This window comes from Synechococcus sp. WH 8109 (genome assembly GCF_000161795.2).
In the GTDB taxonomy this organism is placed as follows: Bacteria; Cyanobacteriota; Cyanobacteriia; order PCC-6307; family Cyanobiaceae; genus Parasynechococcus.
Genome location: NZ_CP006882.1, coordinates 490328 through 507782 on the forward strand (window position 1 = coordinate 490328; position 17455 = coordinate 507782).

The 17455-nt window shown below is 52.2% G+C and carries 15 protein-coding genes and 1 pseudogene; 9 read left to right on the top strand and 7 right to left on the bottom strand.

Annotated elements, in window-relative coordinates; translation table 11 throughout:
* Positions 1-175: 175 nt before the first annotated feature.
* Positions 176-307 carry a hypothetical protein gene (locus Syncc8109_RS13020; RefSeq protein WP_006851965.1) on the bottom strand — a complete coding sequence of 44 codons (132 nt, stop codon included), beginning with the start codon at positions 305-307 and terminating at the stop codon, positions 176-178.
* Between the two features lie 529 nt (positions 308-836).
* Here Syncc8109_RS13020 and Syncc8109_RS12120 point away from each other — a divergent pair.
* On the top strand, positions 837-1148 hold the full coding sequence (locus Syncc8109_RS12120) for a hypothetical protein (protein ID WP_071823042.1): 312 nt from the start codon (positions 837-839) through the stop codon (positions 1146-1148).
* 154 nt (positions 1149-1302) lie between these two features.
* On the opposite strand, the gene Syncc8109_RS11320 is transcribed toward Syncc8109_RS12120, so the two are convergent.
* A complete protein-coding gene (locus Syncc8109_RS11320; protein WP_156915472.1) occupies positions 1303-5400 on the bottom strand; it encodes an Ig-like domain-containing protein in 4098 nt (1365 codons plus the stop codon).
* Positions 5401-5428: 28 nt separating this feature from the next.
* Here Syncc8109_RS11320 and Syncc8109_RS12790 point away from each other — a divergent pair, with 28 nt between their 5' ends.
* On the top strand, positions 5429-5731 hold the full coding sequence (locus tag Syncc8109_RS12790) for a hypothetical protein (RefSeq protein ID WP_156915473.1): 303 nt from the start codon (positions 5429-5431) through the stop codon (positions 5729-5731).
* 518 nt (positions 5732-6249) lie between these two features.
* On the opposite strand, the pseudogene Syncc8109_RS13145 reads toward Syncc8109_RS12790, so the two are convergent.
* A pseudogene (locus Syncc8109_RS13145) lies at positions 6250-6534 on the bottom strand (calcium-binding protein); the annotation flags it as partial.
* Between the two features lie 102 nt (positions 6535-6636).
* Here Syncc8109_RS13145 and Syncc8109_RS13025 point away from each other — a divergent pair.
* Entirely contained in the window at positions 6637-6768 is a 132-nt protein-coding gene (locus Syncc8109_RS13025; protein WP_255325700.1) for a hypothetical protein, read from the top strand.
* A 2883-nt stretch (positions 6769-9651) separates the two neighbouring features.
* Here the strand turns inward: Syncc8109_RS13025 and Syncc8109_RS02585 are convergent.
* A complete protein-coding gene (locus Syncc8109_RS02585) occupies positions 9652-10161 on the bottom strand; it encodes a hypothetical protein (RefSeq protein ID WP_025362107.1) in 510 nt (169 codons plus the stop codon).
* Between the two features lie 472 nt (positions 10162-10633).
* On the bottom strand, positions 10634-10831 hold the full coding sequence (locus Syncc8109_RS12130; protein ID WP_232202445.1) for a hypothetical protein: 198 nt from the start codon (positions 10829-10831) through the stop codon (positions 10634-10636).
* Positions 10832-11186: 355 nt separating this feature from the next.
* Between Syncc8109_RS12130 and Syncc8109_RS12490 the strand changes: the two genes are divergently transcribed.
* A complete protein-coding gene (locus Syncc8109_RS12490; RefSeq protein ID WP_006851038.1) occupies positions 11187-11333 on the top strand; it encodes a hypothetical protein in 147 nt (48 codons plus the stop codon).
* A 401-nt stretch (positions 11334-11734) separates the two neighbouring features.
* On the opposite strand, the gene Syncc8109_RS02595 is transcribed toward Syncc8109_RS12490, so the two are convergent.
* Positions 11735-12064: a hypothetical protein gene (locus Syncc8109_RS02595; protein WP_025362109.1), complete on the bottom strand. Its 330-nt coding sequence runs from the start codon at positions 12062-12064 to the stop codon at positions 11735-11737.
* A gap of 593 nt (positions 12065-12657) precedes the next feature.
* Between Syncc8109_RS02595 and Syncc8109_RS12135 the strand changes: the two genes are divergently transcribed.
* Complete coding sequence (locus tag Syncc8109_RS12135; RefSeq protein WP_156915475.1) at positions 12658-13200, top strand: hypothetical protein; 543 nt, start codon at positions 12658-12660, stop codon at positions 13198-13200.
* A gap of 254 nt (positions 13201-13454) precedes the next feature.
* On the opposite strand, the gene Syncc8109_RS02610 is transcribed toward Syncc8109_RS12135, so the two are convergent.
* The gene (locus Syncc8109_RS02610) at positions 13455-13721 is read right to left on the bottom strand and encodes a hypothetical protein (protein ID WP_232202446.1); all 267 of its coding nucleotides are present in this window, start codon (positions 13719-13721) and stop codon (positions 13455-13457) included.
* 173 nt (positions 13722-13894) lie between these two features.
* Here Syncc8109_RS02610 and Syncc8109_RS02615 point away from each other — a divergent pair, with 173 nt between their 5' ends.
* From Syncc8109_RS02615 to Syncc8109_RS02630, 4 genes are all read left to right on the top strand, one after another.
* Entirely contained in the window at positions 13895-14674 is a 780-nt protein-coding gene (locus Syncc8109_RS02615) for a GTP-binding protein (protein WP_006851660.1), read from the top strand.
* A gap of 5 nt (positions 14675-14679) precedes the next feature.
* A complete protein-coding gene (locus tag Syncc8109_RS02620; protein ID WP_006850263.1) occupies positions 14680-15495 on the top strand; it encodes a metallophosphoesterase in 816 nt (271 codons plus the stop codon).
* The gene (locus Syncc8109_RS02625; RefSeq protein ID WP_006851431.1) at positions 15495-16205 is read left to right on the top strand and encodes a hypothetical protein; all 711 of its coding nucleotides are present in this window, start codon (positions 15495-15497) and stop codon (positions 16203-16205) included. The genes Syncc8109_RS02620 and Syncc8109_RS02625 overlap by 1 nt, the downstream gene beginning before the upstream one ends.
* A 119-nt stretch (positions 16206-16324) precedes the next feature.
* Positions 16325-17413, top strand: coding sequence for a GTP-binding protein (locus tag Syncc8109_RS02630; RefSeq protein WP_006851784.1), 1089 nt, complete (start codon positions 16325-16327; stop codon positions 17411-17413).
* Positions 17414-17455 lie beyond the last annotated feature (42 nt).

Below are 17455 nucleotides of genomic sequence, written 5' to 3' on the forward strand. Positions count from 1 at the left end.
CATTCGGCTGCAGGTGATTCCGTATCAAGTGAGAAGCCAAGAGATACCGGTCCTGCCGTTCTTGCTGCCGCCACCTCCCTTGCTCTTAGAACCAGCCAAGCCGAAGAAACGCAGGCGAAATAGCGGAAGGGATCGAGTCTGGGTGGACGATTCTGATTGGCTGATGGATTAGTCATCACCCAGCACCCGCGGTGTCGAGTTCGTTTCTGAGCCAGAGGCGCTGCTGAATCAGACAATCGCGTTCATCAAGCAAGCCACCGGCTCTGTCTTCGATCTCTTTTTGGAGCTTGGCGATCTTCGTGGCCAACGAATCGATGTAGGTCTCTGCTTGTTTCTGGTAGTAAGTCCGCCCGATGTTGCTGGGCAGCCATGTCCTGCGACAACACGCTTGGAGTGATGGTGGGCAACCGTCAGCCCGTGAAGCCTCGCCGCGGTCATTACGGCCTCGCACCTGCGCTGATTCAATGCTTAGAGGCTGATTATCTGGTGGGAAGTAATTCAGAGAGATCTCAGTCAGAGAGAGAGGTTTCTGAAGTTCCCGACGAAGTTCCCACGGGAAAACCATCGGGAAGTCAGCAGACCCGTTGCAGCACGGGGCATCAGCCGCAATTACTCCCCATGAGGCATCAACCCCGGGGTTCTGGGGAGGAAGACCCTCACTGGGCCCCCCGACCGGCCTGACCAACTGCTCCATGTGCAGATGGTCGATGCCCGTAGATCCAATCCCAACACTGATCTCAATCGCCATGGCACCGGTTGTCGTGACCTATGCCGTGGCCCGAACCCCTTATATTGGGTAAACATATGCATAATGAAAACAAATCAAAAGCTCGAAAATGAGTCAATCAAGTCATCAAAAATGGAATTATTTTGTTCTAAATATCAATATCGAGTCCGCCCCTTCGCCGCCAAATCCAGAAGAGGCAAGTAAAAAACTGAAAGGCACACTTAGTCCTTCCTTTATACAAGATCAGTTTCCAGAGGAATACAAGGAGGTTCGCCAGGGTGAGCCGATGGAGGTTCAGCTCCAAAAAAGTTTAGATCACTTAGGATCGCAAGGATGGGAATTAATAAATATATCGACTATTGGCCCCAAGTTATTATTTTTCTTTAAAAGAACCGATAAAAGTATTGCTGGTGAGGGATAATTTCTTTTTATTTTGCATGTCTGTGCTTCGAATGCTTGCTTCCTGTTGTGACTCATGCCACTTCTTTGTTTTTAGTTCCCGATCAATGATTGCTCATGGATGAGCATAGAAAACACCTTATAGGCTTTCTTGTAGTTGCCGCCCATGTAGCTTGTTAAATAAAGTCGGTGTACCAAGCAATTCCTTCGTTTACAAAGAGGTCCGATTCATTTAGTAATTCACACTCATCCTCTGAAGATGAATACATGTGTGTGTTTGACTGTGTATTGAAGAAGCGAATCACCTCAAGTTTCTCATTTGCTGCTCCGTATTCGAGTGAGTAAGCCTTGAATGCGACTCCTTCGTAAATGTACTCGCCTTCACTAGAGGCAATGATTGAATCTTTTTCAAAGTCCGAGGAGGTGTACAAATGGCTGCCCTTGTGCGGATTAAAAAACCTATATATGTTTTCGCTTTTTTCTGACGGTGAGGTGGAGTAAATTCCTTCGTTTATCCACTGTTCGCTTGTTAGCTTATCGATTTCGTATTGATTTGCCGAAGAAAGGTGGCAATTTGATTTAGGGTTAAATAGCCTCGAAACAGTCAAAAAAGTGTCGACACCGATTGTCACGGAATTATTGCTATCGCTGCCATCGGCGTTGCTGTTGCCGATTGAATTAGAGAAGGCTCCAGATGCAACGGCAATGACAGCCTCTATTCTGCTGTCTGCTTTTGGCGTAAACGTAGCGGAATAGGAGCTGCCGGTACCGTAGAAGTTGGAGAGGCTGCCGCCCGTTATGGAGACATCAGCCTCTACGAAATCTGTGGCAGCGTCTGAAAGGGTGAAGGTGAGGGAAGCGGTTTCGCCAGCTCTTAAAGAGGAAACATCAGAGCTGACAGCGATGGTGGGTCTGACGCTGTCGACGCTAAAAGTGACGGAATTGTTGGCATCGGAGCCGTCATTGTTGGTATTGCCGGCTGAATCAGAAAACTTTGTACTGGCGACAGAGATCACACCATCTGCGGTGCTGTTGTCAGTAGGTGTGAAGGTGGCGGTGTAGACGGTGCTGGAAACAGCGGTCCAATTGGAGAGTGATCCACCGGAAACGGCGATATCGGTCTCTACGAAATCTGTGGCAGCGTCTGAAAGGGTGAAGGTGAGGGAAGCGGTTTCGCCAGCTCTTAAAGAGGAAACATCAGAGCTGACAGCGATGGTGGGTCTGACGCTGTCGACGCTAAAAGTGACGGAATTGTTGGCATCGGAGCCGTCATTGTTGGTATTGCCGGCTGAATCAGAAAACTTTGTACTGGCGACAGAGATCACACCATCTGCGGTGCTGTTGTCAGTAGGTGTGAAGGTGGCGGTGTAGACGGTGCTGGAAACAGCGGTCCAATTGGAGAGTGATCCACCGGAAACGGCGATATCGGTCTCTACGAAATCTGTGGCAGCGTCTGAAAGGGTGAAGGTGAGGGAAGCGGTTTCGCCAGCTCTTAAAGAGGAAACATCAGAGCTGACAGCGATGGTGGGTCTGACGCTGTCGACGCTAAAAGTGACGGAATTGTTGGCATCGGAGCCGTCATTGTTGGTATTGCCGGCTGAATCAGAAAACTTTGTACTGGCGACAGAGATCACACCATCTGCGGTGCTGTTGTCAGTAGGTGTGAAGGTGGCGGTGTAGACGGTGCTGGAAACAGCGGTCCAATTGGAGAGTGATCCACCGGAAACGGCGATATCGGTCTCTACGAAATCTGTGGCAGCGTCTGAAAGGGTGAAGGTGAGGGAAGCGGTTTCGCCAGCTCTTAAAGAGGAAACATCAGAGCTGACAGCGATGGTGGGTCTGACGCTGTCGACGCTAAAAGTGACGGAATTGTTGGCATCGGAGCCGTCATTGTTGGTATTGCCGGCTGAATCAGAAAACTTTGTACTGGCGACAGAGATCACACCATCTGCGGTGCTGTTGTCAGTAGGTGTGAAGGTGGCGGTGTAGACGGTGCTGGAAACAGCGGTCCAATTGGAGAGTGATCCACCGGAAACGGCGATATCGGTCTCTACGAAATCTGTGGCAGCGTCTGAAAGGGTGAAGGTGAGGGTGGATGTATCGCCTGCGCCCAGGGAGTTGTCGGCATCGTCATGAGTTATGGCGATGGTGGGAGGGGTGGTATCAGCTGTTGTTGTATCAACAGTGAAGGTAACGGAATTGTTGGCATCGGAGCCGTCATTGTTGGTATTGCCGGCTGAATCAGAAAACTTTGTACTGGCGACAGAGATCACACCATCTGCGGTGCTGTTGTCAGTAGGTGTGAAGGTGGCGGTGTAGACGGTGCTGGAAACAGCGGTCCAATTGGAGAGTGATCCACCGGAAACGGCGATATCGGTCTCTACGAAATCTGTGGCAGCGTCTGAAAGGGTGAAGGTGAGGGAAGCGGTTTCGCCAGCTCTTAAAGAGGAAACATCAGAGCTGACAGCGATGGTGGGTCTGACGCTGTCGACGCTAAAAGTGACGGAATTGTTGGCATCGGAGCCGTCATTGTTGGTATTGCCGGCTGAATCAGAAAACTTTGTACTGGCGACAGAGATCACACCATCTGCGGTGCTGTTGTCAGTAGGTGTGAAGGTGGCGGTGTAGACGGTGCTGGAAACAGCGGTCCAATTGGAGAGTGATCCACCGGAAACGGCGATATCGGTCTCTACGAAATCTGTGGCAGCGTCTGAAAGGGTGAAGGTGAGGGAAGCGGTTTCGCCAGCTCTTAAAGAGGAAACATCAGAGCTGACAGCGATGGTGGGTCTGACGCTGTCGACGCTAAAAGTGACGGAATTGTTGGCATCGGAGCCGTCATTGTTGGTATTGCCGGCTGAATCAGAAAACTTTGTACTGGCGACAGAGATCACACCATCTGCGGTGCTGTTGTCAGTAGGTGTGAAGGTGGCGGTGTAGACGGTGCTGGAAACAGCGGTCCAATTGGAGAGTGATCCACCGGAAACGGCGATATCGGTCTCTACGAAATCTGTGGCAGCGTCTGAAAGGGTGAAGGTGAGGGAAGCGGTTTCGCCAGCTCTTAAAGAGGAAACATCAGAGCTGACAGCGATGGTGGGTCTGACGCTGTCGACGCTAAAAGTGACGGAATTGTTGGCATCGGAGCCGTCATTGTTGGTATTGCCGGCTGAATCAGAAAACTTTGTACTGGCGACAGAGATCACACCATCTGCGGTGCTGTTGTCAGTAGGTGTGAAGGTGGCGGTGTAGACGGTGCTGGAAACAGCGGTCCAATTGGAGAGTGATCCACCGGAAACGGCGATATCGGTCTCTACGAAATCTGTGGCAGCGTCTGAAAGGGTGAAGGTGAGGGAAGCGGTTTCGCCAGCTCTTAAAGAGGAAACATCAGAGCTAACGGCAATGGTTGGAGCAGAGCCGTCGATAACGAGTGCGCTGTTGCCGGCGAGGGAATCGCTGCTGGCAAGGGCGGGGAGTGTGAGGGTGGCGTTGTTGCCAGCGGCGTCTCGGATGGTGGCGCCGTTGAGTGCGAGAGAGGAGGTGGCTTTGTAGTTGAGGTCGGCGGAGGTATCGCCGTTTTGGACGGTGTAGGAGAAAGCGAGTGTGTTGGTGCCGGAGCCAGAGGAATAGGAGACGGTCTGGTCTGTAGAACCGGTTTCAAGGGTGAGTTGTGGAGTGCCGCCAGTGGTGTTGACGGTGACGGCCTCAGAGAAGAGGACGTTGATGTTGATGACGTCGCCGGCTTTGTAGGTGCCATCAGCGGTGGAACTGCTGACGGATTGAACGGTTGGAGCAGAGCCGTCGATAACGAGTGCGCTGTTGCCGGCGAGGGAATCGCTGCTGGCAAGGGCGGGGAGTGTGAGGGTGGCGTTGTTGCCAGCGGCGTCTCGGATGGTGGCGCCGTTGAGTGCGAGAGAGGAGGTGGCTTTGTAGTTGAGGTCGGCGGAGGTATCGCCGTTTTGGACGGTGTAGGAGAAAGCGAGTGTGTTGGTGCCGGAGCCAGAGGAATAGGAGACGGTCTGGTCTGTAGAACCGGTTTCAAGGGTGAGTTGTGGAGTGCCGCCAGTGGTGTTGACGGTGACGGCCTCAGAGAAGAGGACGTTGATGTTGATGACGTCGCCGGCTTTGTAGGTGCCATCAGCGGTGGAACTGCTGACGGATTGAACGGTTGGAGCGGTGGCATCAGTAATCGTGATGGAAACGGACTGCCACGTATTAACGCTACCCAGTTCGATTGAACGTTCACTCGTAGTAGAGCCGGTGTTGCCGAGAGTTGCCATAACGTCAACCTCGTAAGTCCCGTCAGAGTTGGCATCGGTGTTGTTTCCATATATGGGAGCTGTGTCAAATGAAAGTGCCCCAGTCGATTCATTGATTGAAAAGAGTGATTTATCTGCACCTCCTGCTAGTGACCAAAAAATCGATTTTGTGCCAGGAACACTGCCGGTATTGGAGAATGTATGTACAGCCGAATTGTTTTCAGCTAAGGAAAAGGATGTGCTGCTATCACCTGCATTGCCGTTGGGCCCATTGATCAGTATTTTTTGCCCATTCAGAGGATTGGTGCTGCCAATATCTGCAACCATGTCGGTTGGATGGGCTCGGTTGTAATTGAATTTGAGAACAAGAAAGTTGGTGTTGTTTGTGTTGAAAAAGTCTGTTGACTGTGCGTTATAAAGGGCTAAAAAGCTGTAGTCTTGATCTGAACTTGTGCTTTCTCCGGTGGTAAATGAGCCAGAGTAATCATTAGAGTCATAGCTCGAGCTGTGATTTGAGAATCCAGATTTAGACCAGCTGCCTTGAATGAAATAGTTTTGGCCAATGGTTAGGCCAGTTAAGGCGTCTCCGCTGCTTAATAAGTTGAACGAATTGTTGGGTAGATAAAGGTTGTAATATGTATGGCTAAAGTTATAAATAACATCTACGCCGTTCCCAAAAGTTATTGTTTCGTCGTTGATTAGCGTCGCGCTGCTGCCCAGGTTTCCTGCGTCTGTCCAGATGACTGAGTCGCCATCATGTTGATATACGTCTTCTCTGCTATATCCTCCTCCCCAAATAATGTCTGCCCCTGGTCCCCCATCAAATATATTTTTGCCGCCTCCGCCATCAAGGCGATCGTGGCCTTTGCCACCTGTTAGTAAATCATTTCCGCCATTTCCCTTGAGAACGTCATTGCCTTCGTTGTCTGAGGATTCTTGACCGCTTTGATTACCATCGCCACGCATAATATCTTTTTTGCTGGCTCCCCAGATAATGTCGTCTCCTTCGCCGCCAAATAAGTAATTGAAGGCGCCGCTACCTTCTTCTAAATCCCCTGACCATTTGCCACGGATCTTGTCAGCACCACCACCGCCGTAGATGTAATCTGAACCTCCTCCACCTTTTAGGAAATCGGCGCCACCATACCCATACATGGTGTCAGAGGACCCTGTTCCGTTGAAATTATCGGCACCATCTGTGCCATAGAAATTTTGAAATTCTGCTTCAAGTTGATTTCCGTTAATATTGATATAGCCATGGTCGTCTTCTTTATGAAAATGATTGTTTTTGTAGCTTTGCAAGCTATTGTTGGCAGCGCCAAGAAGTTGTTCCGCGAATGCAGCGCCTTCATCGCCTGCTGTATCAGTTTTGTTGAGCTGGTTGTCTAAATAATGACCATATTCTTCCGTGAGGAGATTGGCGATGTCCTTGGGATTACTTGCCTGAAGCCAGTCCTGATTGACGTAAATCGTCCCAGTCGCATGCGCAAAAGCTCCAGCGGCGCCAGGCATGGCGCTGCCCGGTAGCAGCTCAACAGGCGGAAGATCTTGCGTTTCGCCCTTCGCGAGCCGAGTGGCGATGCGCTTCAGCTGGTCCGTCGCTTGGCCTGGCTTCAGCCGTAGGGCATCAACGCCTGCTGAGAAGAGGCGCCCATCTGCTGCCCAGGTCTGCAGTTGGAGCAACCAACTTTGATAGAGCCGATCGTCCAGCGACACCCTGTGAGGCAACTATCAATCCTTGCGTCGAATTATGAGTGGTTTTGGCTGAGTTTCATGGGCCGAAAAGTACGAAGAGGCCGCGACTGTTACAGCCCATCACCTCCCCTCGGCATCGGCTCTAAAAGCTTGGACTTCTTCTGTTGCACTCCGTTCTGTCGTCAGCTTGATAAGTGACGCACATCAACGGCGTACGCCATCACCGCGGTGGGAGTTGTACCCAGTGCCAGTCATTTGATCTAGCTAGCGGAGGGCGCTGACCACGGCTCCCGGGTTCCACTGTTGTATCGCCTGCCCAGCCGCAGCCATCAACGTCTGAATTCACCAGCTCAGCAGCTCCTGCCGATCAATGCCCGTCTCGTCGATGTTGTCCTTGATCTGAGACCAGGCCCTCCTTACGAGCTTCTAGCCCTGCGCCCTGGAGACCCCCCCACTATTTCGAGACAAGCGGAGCCACGGGTGCATGGGGTGTGGCTCTGCCGCCTCGGCTCCTCTCCCCGCCCTATGCGGAGATGAGCGGAGCCCCGAGCGATGGTGGCTCCGCCGCACACGCAGCTCTCTCACTACCGGTGTGCAATTCAGTCGTAACCGCCCTCATCACGGCTAAAGCGACTCACCTAATACCGAATTCCAGATAGGGGATCTAGTCAGCCGTCAGTAGATCCCCCGAGCCAAGACCGCCGTTCCCTCGGCCATCTCGCTCAATCCATCACTAGCCACGCAACGCAATGGGAACCAACTGTGTCTCAGGCAGCTACACAAACGGACAACAACGGCCCAGCCGTTATGAGCCCACACCCGAGCGTTGGCTTGAGCTTCAGCGCAGGCTGGGTCGATGAGGCGGTGGTCAGACATGGCGGCGCCTTGTGCACCTGGGCGCCATCACTTGTACCAGGTGTGAATGACTGGGAAGACAGTCCCTGCACGTATGCAGCTCCCGCCATAATAAGATCATAACTAGAGGCTTGTTTTCTATGAATAAATACTTTTAACATCCATCGCAGCTGGCGTTGTTGTCGCGTCTGGTGCCTCTGCAGTTGCCGGAACCTATGAAGCTTTGTGCGGAGGAACCAAGTGCATGGTGTATCTCAGCGCTTCTGAAACAAGGTTGCCATTTGGCTCAATTTAGCCCCTAAGAGTTACTGATTGGGGCGGAGGCGGCGATAGCAAAATGTCTGTGGGAACTGGAGTTGCAACAACCATCCTGTTTGACCCGCTTGGACTGCTTGGCTTCATGGCTAAAAACCATGACTTTAATTTCATAGTGAATGGCTATGACAATAATGGCAAGAAAACGACTTTAAATGTTTGATTTAAGAATGATAAGTCAGTCAAGAGATTTATAAATGAAATGCAAATGTTGACCAGGCTAGGCATGGATCAGACTAGGACTATAAAAGAAATAATGGCTGCAGAGGCCATGGGAGGTCCAGCGTCATTTGGAACTCTCGAAGGTGATGCTCAGGCTGAATCCGCGCTTGGCACTCCACAAGTGGCTGCAGAGCCTAAAGGCAATTGCTGGAGTACATATCTTGACTCAAATCCTGCGATGAAGGCCTAGGCCGAGGCAAACCCAAGTATGGCAGAGCAAAATAAGAAGAAGTTTGATGACTGTTGAAGTCTTTTGGATTGAATGGAAGCGGTGAAAATATCTAGCGTTAATCGCTATCTTTAAGGTTCTTGTCTTAGGGCAGCCTGTGGTTATGTCGCGGCCACGGAAGTGAACAGTGAACTGAGCATTCAGTTGCGGCTGCTGCATTCGCCTGACCTATTAGGGCAGGCAATTCCGGCAACGCTTTTTTGGCCGAAGAAGTCCAGGGCATGCCATTGGCTTTGTAGACAAAGAGAAGTTAAGGGCTACAATGAGTAATAGTTGAAACTATCTCTAACATATTATGATGCCAAAACGCTTATTGAAAAGGCTTTTACGATCACTTCTAATTGTTCTTATTCTTGCAATCCTTGCTTTTTCAGTAGCGGGTATGTTGCTGCCAGCCGTGGTATTAGTCTGCGACCTTGTCGAAAAGTTTTTTGGGTTTAATGCTTGCAGTAATTTGCTCTTTAAATTGAATAATAGTGGCATATATATTTCTAATTAGTGCAAGAAATATTTTGACCACTTCAACTCAGCGACCACGGAAGTGCGCTTCAAATTGCCGGTCAAGCTGCGGTTGCAGCAACATCACCCTTAAGGAATTGAAGCATCCGCAGGCTGCCATGTACTGACCATCGCGTTCAGCTTTGGCCGCCAGGAGTTGATATTACGTAGCCAACCCACCATGTGCTGAAGCTCAACTGAGTTCAGGGCGGTTGCAGGCTTACTTGAGAGTGCTTCCCATGCCATTGGGATCAGGCGTAGCCGTCAGAGCGCAGCTTGCGCATGGCATTGGCCTCCATCAGTAGCTCCCAGAAGTTCAGTCAAGCGGACACTGTTGATGGTGGTACGTCGGCATGCCTGAGGGTGAGCGCCAGATGGAAATTAATGAGCATGTTAAGTATTGACAGCGAAGTCCTAGATTGTGTCTGACTTTAACTTGAAAAATGATTGTATAGGCGTTAGTCAATTTCAGGAAATACCCTTTTCTGATAATTCATTTCGGACTCACTTACGCTACGGCATTGACCTTTGCGATCCCAAGCGCTAATTGTATCCCAGTCAAGAATGTATTTGCTTTTAAAGCTTAGCGTGTTTCTGTTCAGGTCTACGTGCATTAATTCTGAGCCTAATTCGTCATTCTTGGAAAAGAATAAGTTTATTTGGTTGGCGTTGCTAGCTGCGATGTCCATCACGAAATATGCACCCTCTTCTGAATACAGCGCTTGTTTGCGTTTGAAGTCAACGAGAAGGCTAAATGGGGCGGAAAATTCTTGTTCTTTCTCAATTATTTTAAGTGTAGCTTTTTTACCTGCCTTGTCCCACTTGGCGCTATATTCTAATTTTATTGCTTGTTGTTCTTCGCAATTCAAGGCCAGTCGGTTGGCACCCGCGTATCCAGATCTTGTTTCCGCAAGACTTAGAAATAAAGCTACAATAGTAAAGCTTTTAGCCAAAAGAAGATTCGTCATTCTTGCGGACTTTGATTCTTGAGGCTCTCCCCGTCATAACACGCAATCGCCGTATTATCTCGACTATGTGACTGGCGTTTGCGCTCAGACGGTGATCAGTCGGACCAGGATCTCCATGGACCTCAACCGCATTTTTGGCACTAGCACCGCTCAACGTCCTCACTCCAAGATTTTGCGCATCACTTTACGCATCAAAAGTGATACTTAGCGTTCTGGTATCAAAAAGGCGGCCCATGTGGATCGCTTAAATACTAGTGCTGGACTAGTTTTTTTGAAGAATGGAGCCAAGGAGACTCGAACTCCTGACCCCCTGCTACTCGTGCAGTTAGTCATACAGCCCAAAACAGAAACCACAGCTGCAACAAGCAACGGCAGACACCGCTGTTGTGCACTCATCAGTGCGCCAGAGCTTCTATCGACGACACCAACTCACCAGAAATAATCCAGGTGTACTCAAGTTCGCGTCATGGAATCAATGGAGGAAGGGGGCCACGCTGACGACCGTGTGATCCAGCGGCAGTACAGCGAGAAGGTCTGCATGTCGTGCGCGTGGTCCTCCTACGGAATCGATGCTCACTGCCACACCTGCGTTGGCTGCGCCCTGATGGAGGCGTTGCTGGAGCAAGGTCAACACCTCACTCACGGCTGCCTCAACTGGAAGCCAGTGCACCAAATGGAAACAGGTCCCGCTGTCGCGGCATGAAAAAGCCGGGTGCAGTTCCCCCCGCAACCCGGCCTCGACGCAAATCAAGTCGTTCTGAAGCTGGACTTGGCCCCTCCCGAAGTGACTCAGTTCTGGCTCAACTGTCTAGCTGAATACATGAGCTGACTGGCGCATTGACTCAGGGGGCGGCGTCACCCCCACATCTGTCCAAGAGTTTGAGCAGTCAGGGGTTGCTGACCCTAGGTATTAATGCTCTCTGGTCAGCTGCGGAGGGTTCCCTATGTTTTACGAGTTCTCAGATCTGTAGGCCCCCTTTCAGCAGCATCAGGTCCAGCGCCTCCGCTTTTGGAAACGCCAATCGATGACTGACCACACCCTCAGCATCTCCGCCGCACTGCGTGAAGCGCAGCTGCAGCGTCTTGAGGCTTCTCTGGCTTCAAAGTCAGCAGCCAAGCCTGAGCCCCAAGTCGAGGCCCCCAACGACAAGGACGAATCAGTTCGCGACTGACCGTTAACGGTCGCTCTTCAGCCCTTGATCAGCACGGCATATTGAGGGCATCCAGCTCCTGCTGATGTTCTCTGAATACTTGTTGTGGAGGCGTTTGTCCCGATAGTTTTGGGCTTCTTGCTCGCCTGGTTCACCACCCGGCTGATCATTTGGTTTTTCAGCCCTGATCGGTATCGGCGAGATCGCAGTTCAGAGGATGGATGACCGCCTAAAGGTCGCTCTTAGTGCGACGGTCATCGCGGCGATCTTCGCTTTCGGGGCCGGTGGGAACTGGTTCGTTTTCCTTGTGCTCACCTCTATGGCAATCCTTGTGACCTGGGAGTTCCGCTAAGAAGCAAATGAAAAACCTTCTCCTGCTTTTGGTTATTGCGGCATCTATCTGGTTGGAGGGGGCTCAGAGATCAGGAATATGAAAACATAAGCCAAATAGCAAATATCAATAAAGGCAAATCAAGCAGCATCCAGTTGCCAATCCTTGTCTGCTCATATGTTTTGCAAAAAGGTATTTTAATTCTCCATCCACCAGCCTTTTCGATCCAATAATTATGCTCTCTTTGTTTGTATCGAATCTCTCTAAAGAAAATGAAGTATTTTGTTTCGCGTATTCTTACCCCCAGCCTACGGTCCAGAACTGCGTCTCTCCACTCATAGCTTTCATCTTCGACGAAGTTTCCTTTTTTGAAGCGACTCCATGACCAGTGATGGACGGTGGCAAAGAAGTGGAAATTCATGTTGTTGGTTGCAGCTGAAGTCTATTCATTGCATAAGTTTATCTATTATTTTCAAAAAAAAACATAGTCTGCTTGAGCATCTCCTTTCCAGCTGGGAGTCTCAACTCCCCCAGCCGAGGGATTTTTGGGACGAGTTTTCTCCCCCCATCTGGTTAACTGTCCTCAGCCAGCTCAATGATGTTCCGCAGCGTTGTCCACTGGAGTGCGCTCCACAGAGGTGGTCCTCACTGCGGCAGGTCCAAATATCCATTCGCAGCTTCAGTCCACGACGGCGCTTGCCACAATGGTGAATCAAACCGACACGCCCTGTGTTTTTGGACGTGCTCACGCAGAGACGTCAACCCATAGGGGTCCGCCTCCAAATAAATAGCCCTCTTGCCCTCCTCAGCCTTGAGAGAAATACGTTGAAGGCTTGTCGCCATGTGGACCATCAGATGCTGAGCATCGTGTGAATCAATGCTCAGTTGCAGCTGATCATGCGCCCAACGACAGTCCCGCTGGGCAGATGAACGTGAGCACTCACATTGAGACATCTGTGCGGTCACGACATCGCTGAACCCCTTTCCCTGGCTGACTAGAGCCACCGCTGATTCATGGCTTCTGTGGCGTTCAGCTCTGCTAGTTCTGGCCATGGTTCAGCCCCAAAAAATCGATATGTCTTTGTGGTCTCAACAACCGCTTTTAGAGATCAGCGCCACTATCGGCTATGGCCGAAAACTGGATTTGTGGGCATATTGCATGTGCTGTTGCTTTGTCAAAATATGCGTGGCTTTCTTCTCGCACTTGGACTTGTACTCCTGAGGGGTATTAGCCCAGGACTTGCCCACCATCAGGACGCGCCATGGATTAGGTGGTCGGAATATAATTACACATTTGGCTCTAAAACAGTAAATAAGTGCATGCTAAATGCTAATTCAGTTCTCATCAAGAACGGATTATCCTCAGACATGGGTAGTGATATGAATGACAAGGGAACTTATGGCTTTGTGAACGGCTGGACCAAAGACTTCAAGACAATAGCGGTGATTGTTTGCAATTATAATGACAAGGAAACGACCATAATGCTCTCTCATTATGGGAAGTCTATTGACAGTACTGACGACTTATTTAACAAGCTTAGAAAAAGCAAATGGTGATGCGCCAAAAAGCAATGTATCTATAGCCATAGCTTGAAGAGATCAGGGCCGTTGGCGCGAGCTGCTCCAACACGTACTCCGAACCCAAAAAAGGGTGCGTCACTCGATCGTCAACACACAGCAGCATCTCGAAGCAGTTCGAGCAACTCAAGTGCTAGTTGATGGCATTAACCCAGTAAAAACTGGGTTGATCCAATTCGCCTGACTATCGAAGCTCCCTGACCATGCCCTCTAGGAAGAGATTCCAGAAAGATTCAGAAGCGGAACACTTCGGGGCTGCCGGTGATCTTGGTTTCGGCATGCGTGTTGATGCCGTAACCGCGGTGGTAGTTGTATCCGGTGCCGGTCATGTGATCGAGCTGCCGGATGCAGGCCACCAGAGCGCCGGGGTTCTTCTGCTGCATTGCCTGCCCAGCTGCGGCTATCAACGTTTGGATTGACCAGGACAGCAGCTCCTGCGCCAGCCGTGGCGCTGAGTTGGCCAGGACGTTGTTGGCCGTGTTCAGGTTCTCCCTGACCACCCGCTCAACCTCGATTGCTCGTTCTGAGAACTGACCAACTTGCTGAGACAGAACACCTAGCGGAAGATGCAAGCAACGCTCATAGCAAGCGACACCAAACTTCTATGGGGACGAGACAGGGCAGCGACGGAGGCTAATAATGAGAATGATTCTCGGATGTCGAGGAGGTCGCGATGGGCCAGGTGTGCCTGATTTCAGGCCCTCCGGGGTGCGGGAAAACAACTTGGGCGCTCCAAAGGCTTCAGCAGCATCAAGGCCCCTGCGCCTACCTGCGGCTGGAGGGAGAGAAGGCAGCGGGGCTTGAACAGGGAGAAGACAGCGGAATCGACCTGACCTGGCTCAAGGACCAGGTGCCAAGGCTTGAGGAACCGGCAACATCCAACGCAACGGATCTGAAGCAGGACAACGATGCGCTGACCCTGATCGAAGTGCAGCAGTTCCATCCCCCCAGCAAGGAAGGAGTTGAAGGGCTCGGAGACGACGTTCGTTCCAAGCTGGAGGCCTTGCAGCTGCACCCCGACCAACTCCTGCACTTCGGGCGAGACCCTGAATTGCCTGCAAAGGACACCCTGGAGTTCAGCAAGCTCGAGGCCTGGCACACCTCACTTGCCGGTTCTGTCTGGGATCCCAACAGCTTGAGCAGCTTTTGGTTTGAACTCGTCAACGGTGCCTACGGCGATGTGTACCGCGCCAAAGGCCTAATGAATCTTCCTGACGGGCGGGCATTTTTCTGCAATTGGATGGTGAGCCAGGAGTCATCCCAGTTCCTTCCCCTGGATGCCACGGCACCGCCGCAGGGTCGCCCCAGTCGAACCTCAGAGCTTGTTGTTCAAGGCAAGGCACTCAACCCTGAAGGCATTCAAGCCACCATCAACGACTGCTTGCTCGCGGATGACGTGCTCGCCATGCAGCAACAACAGCTCCAGCAACAACAACCCACATCGCAAGGCTGATTGACATGAACCACGCCGTCATCTCCTGTTTGCACGCCAACCTTGCCGCCGTGGAGGCCGTGCTCGACGACATCGACTCCCAGGGCATCCAAACCATTACCTGCCTCGGCGATCTTGTGGGCTACGGACCCCAGCCCAATGAAGTGGTGGAACTGGTGCGTCAGCGCGAGATTCCCACCTGCCAGGGCTGCTGGGACGAGGACATCATTGACGGTCTGAATGCCTGTGAATGCAGCTATCCCTCCCAGCTGGCGGAACGACGAGGCCATCGCGCCCATCACTGGACAGCCGATCTGCTGACGGAGGAGAACAAGGCCTTTCTGGCTGAACTTCCAATGACACTGCGGCGCGACAAGCTGCTGTTTGTGCATGGCAGTCCGAACAGTCAGCACGAATATCTGTTACCCGACATGAATGCTTTTGCTGCCCTTGAGCGGGTGGAAACAGCAGGGGCGGAAACGTTGTTCTGCGGCCACACCCATCAGCCCTATGTGCGCGAACTACGGCAGGGGTCCATTCGGGTGAAGGTGCAACAACGCGATCAAGGCGCACCAACAGAACAGGAGATGGAACTACCGATGCGGCGGATTGTTAACGCAGGTTCCGTTGGGGAACCGCGTCATGGAAGCACTAAAGCCACTTACGTCATCCATAACGACAACACCGGAGAGGTGACGATTCGAGAGATCGACTACGACGTCGCCAAAACCTGTCGAGCGATCGTTGATGCGGGCTTACCGGAAGTGTTTGCCTGGAGGCTCAGCCACGGCTTTGAATATGCCGAGCGGGCTGAAGACGCCAGCCACGTGTGTGAGCGCTGATGGAACGCTGGGCCCTGGTGAGTGGTCTCCAAGGAGACCTGGATCTGTACGAGCAGATTCAGAAGGAGTTGAAGCAACAACGGGGTGTTGCCAATCTCTTCGTTCTCGGCGATCTGATCGGATCACAACCCAAGTGCAATGCACTGCTCGAGCGTTTGAGGCAGCCGAAACGCGGTGATCTTCAGCCCGACTGCATCTATGGCTGGTGGGAAGAGCAACTTCTGGCGGAGTGTGGTTACCGCGGCGAACGGAAGGCTGAAGGCCTCAGAGCCGAGCAGGGCGAGGCGGCGGTTGGCGAGCTTCTTGCTGCGGTGGACCCCGACCATCTCAACTGGCTGGCATCGCTGCAGTTCGGCTTCATCGAACTCGACTGCGCTTTGATTCATGGCAGCTCTGCTGACGTCGGCGACCGGCTGACGGAAGACACTTCAGCCCTGGTGCTGCTGGATCGGCTGACACGGCTAGACGTGAACCGTCTGTTTACAGCGCGGTGTCGTCGTCAGTTCCGACTGGAGCTTTCCGGTGGGTCCATCCAATCCCACGTCAAAGACCATGCCGGTGAACAGCAAAGTGAGCAGGCTGTTCCCAAGCGAAGCGTGATCGGCATTGGCGGAGGGAAGCACTACACCCTCTATGACCCCGCCACAGATCACATCGAGTTTCGAATTGCGGGAGAACCTTCCAACGCTTCGGGGCGGGGCTTTGGCTGACAGCCATGTCTCGAGATGTTTAGTCGCAACAACTGCTGAGTGAGTTGCTCTCCTGATCACGAAAAAGTCATTTCACAACCTTTGATCTCAGAAATCACCTCTGTATTTTTTCTGACCCAATGACCACTACACCCGCCACTGCCAACGTCCCCGTCACCATTCTCAGCGGCTTTCTCGGAGCGGGAAAAACCACGCTGCTGAATCACATCCTGAGCAATCAGCAGGGGGTGAAGACCGCGGTGCTGGTGAATGAGTTCGGTGAAATCGGAATCGACAACGATCTGGTCGTCACCACCGATGAAGACATGGTGGAGCTGAGCAACGGTTGCATCTGCTGCTCAATCAACGACGAGCTGATGGAGGCGGTGGAACGGGTGATTGAACGCCCAGAACCACTCGATTACATCGTCGTCGAAACCACCGGTCTGGCCGATCCCCTGCCAGTTGCGATGACCTTCCTTGGCAGTGAGCTGCGGGACCAAACCCGCCTCGATTCGATCATCACCTTGATCGATGCAGAAAACTTCGACGACGTCGTTCTGGACACGGAAGTTGGCCGGGCCCAGGTTATTTATGGCGACATCCTGCTGCTGAACAAGTGCGACCTCGTCTCAGAGGAGCGGCTTGAGAGCGTCGAACAGCAACTCAGAGCCGTCAAGAACGATGCGCGGATCCTGCGGTCGGTGAAAGGGGAGGTGCCTCTTGCCCTGTTGCTCAGCGTTGGACTGTTCGAATCCGACAAGGTGAGTTCTCCCGCCGACGATCCGAGCCTGGATCACAGCGACTGCGACCACGACCATGGCCACTGCAGCCATGACCATGAGCACGATCACAGCCATGGGCACGGTCACGGCCACAGCCATGGGGACGGTCATGACCACGGACATCATCACCACAGCCATGAGCACGGTGACCATCAGGACATCGAGGGATTCACCTCCGTGTCCTTCCAAAGTGATGGCCCCTTCTCCCTACGCAAGTTCCAGAACTTCCTCGACAACCAGATGCCCCAGGAGGTGTTCCGGGCCAAGGGAATCCTCTGGTTCAACGAAAGCGAACGCCGCCATGTGTTCCATCTGGCAGGCAAACGCTTTTCCATCGACGACACCGACTGGACCGGTGATCGGAAAAATCAATTGGTGCTGATCGGCCGCGACATCGACCACACCACACTGCGGGAGCAACTCCAAGCGTGTGTGGTGTATTGAGTCAGAGGCGTCGGTACTGGTGGTTCGAGTGACCGCGGAATC

Coding starts and splice junctions, on each gene's coding strand:
- Syncc8109_RS12120 (WP_071823042.1), top strand. CDS start 837: ATGAGTCAATCAAGTCATCAAAAATGGAATTATTTTGTTCTAAATATC.
- Syncc8109_RS11320 (WP_156915472.1), bottom strand. CDS start 5,400: ATGGCAACTCTCGGCAACACCGGCTCTACTACGAGTGAACGTTCAATC.
- Syncc8109_RS13025 (WP_255325700.1), top strand. CDS start 6,637: ATGGTCGTCTTCTTTATGAAAATGATTGTTTTTGTAGCTTTGCAAGCT.
- Syncc8109_RS02585 (WP_025362107.1), bottom strand. CDS start 10,161: ATGACGAATCTTCTTTTGGCTAAAAGCTTTACTATTGTAGCTTTATTT.
- Syncc8109_RS12490 (WP_006851038.1), top strand. CDS start 11,187: ATGACTGACCACACCCTCAGCATCTCCGCCGCACTGCGTGAAGCGCAG.
- Syncc8109_RS02595 (WP_025362109.1), bottom strand. CDS start 12,064: ATGAATTTCCACTTCTTTGCCACCGTCCATCACTGGTCATGGAGTCGC.
- Syncc8109_RS12135 (WP_156915475.1), top strand. CDS start 12,658: ATGGCTTCTGTGGCGTTCAGCTCTGCTAGTTCTGGCCATGGTTCAGCC.
- Syncc8109_RS02615 (WP_006851660.1), top strand. CDS start 13,895: ATGGGCCAGGTGTGCCTGATTTCAGGCCCTCCGGGGTGCGGGAAAACA.
- Syncc8109_RS02620 (WP_006850263.1), top strand. CDS start 14,680: ATGAACCACGCCGTCATCTCCTGTTTGCACGCCAACCTTGCCGCCGTG.
- Syncc8109_RS02625 (WP_006851431.1), top strand. CDS start 15,495: ATGGAACGCTGGGCCCTGGTGAGTGGTCTCCAAGGAGACCTGGATCTG.
- Syncc8109_RS02630 (WP_006851784.1), top strand. CDS start 16,325: ATGACCACTACACCCGCCACTGCCAACGTCCCCGTCACCATTCTCAGC.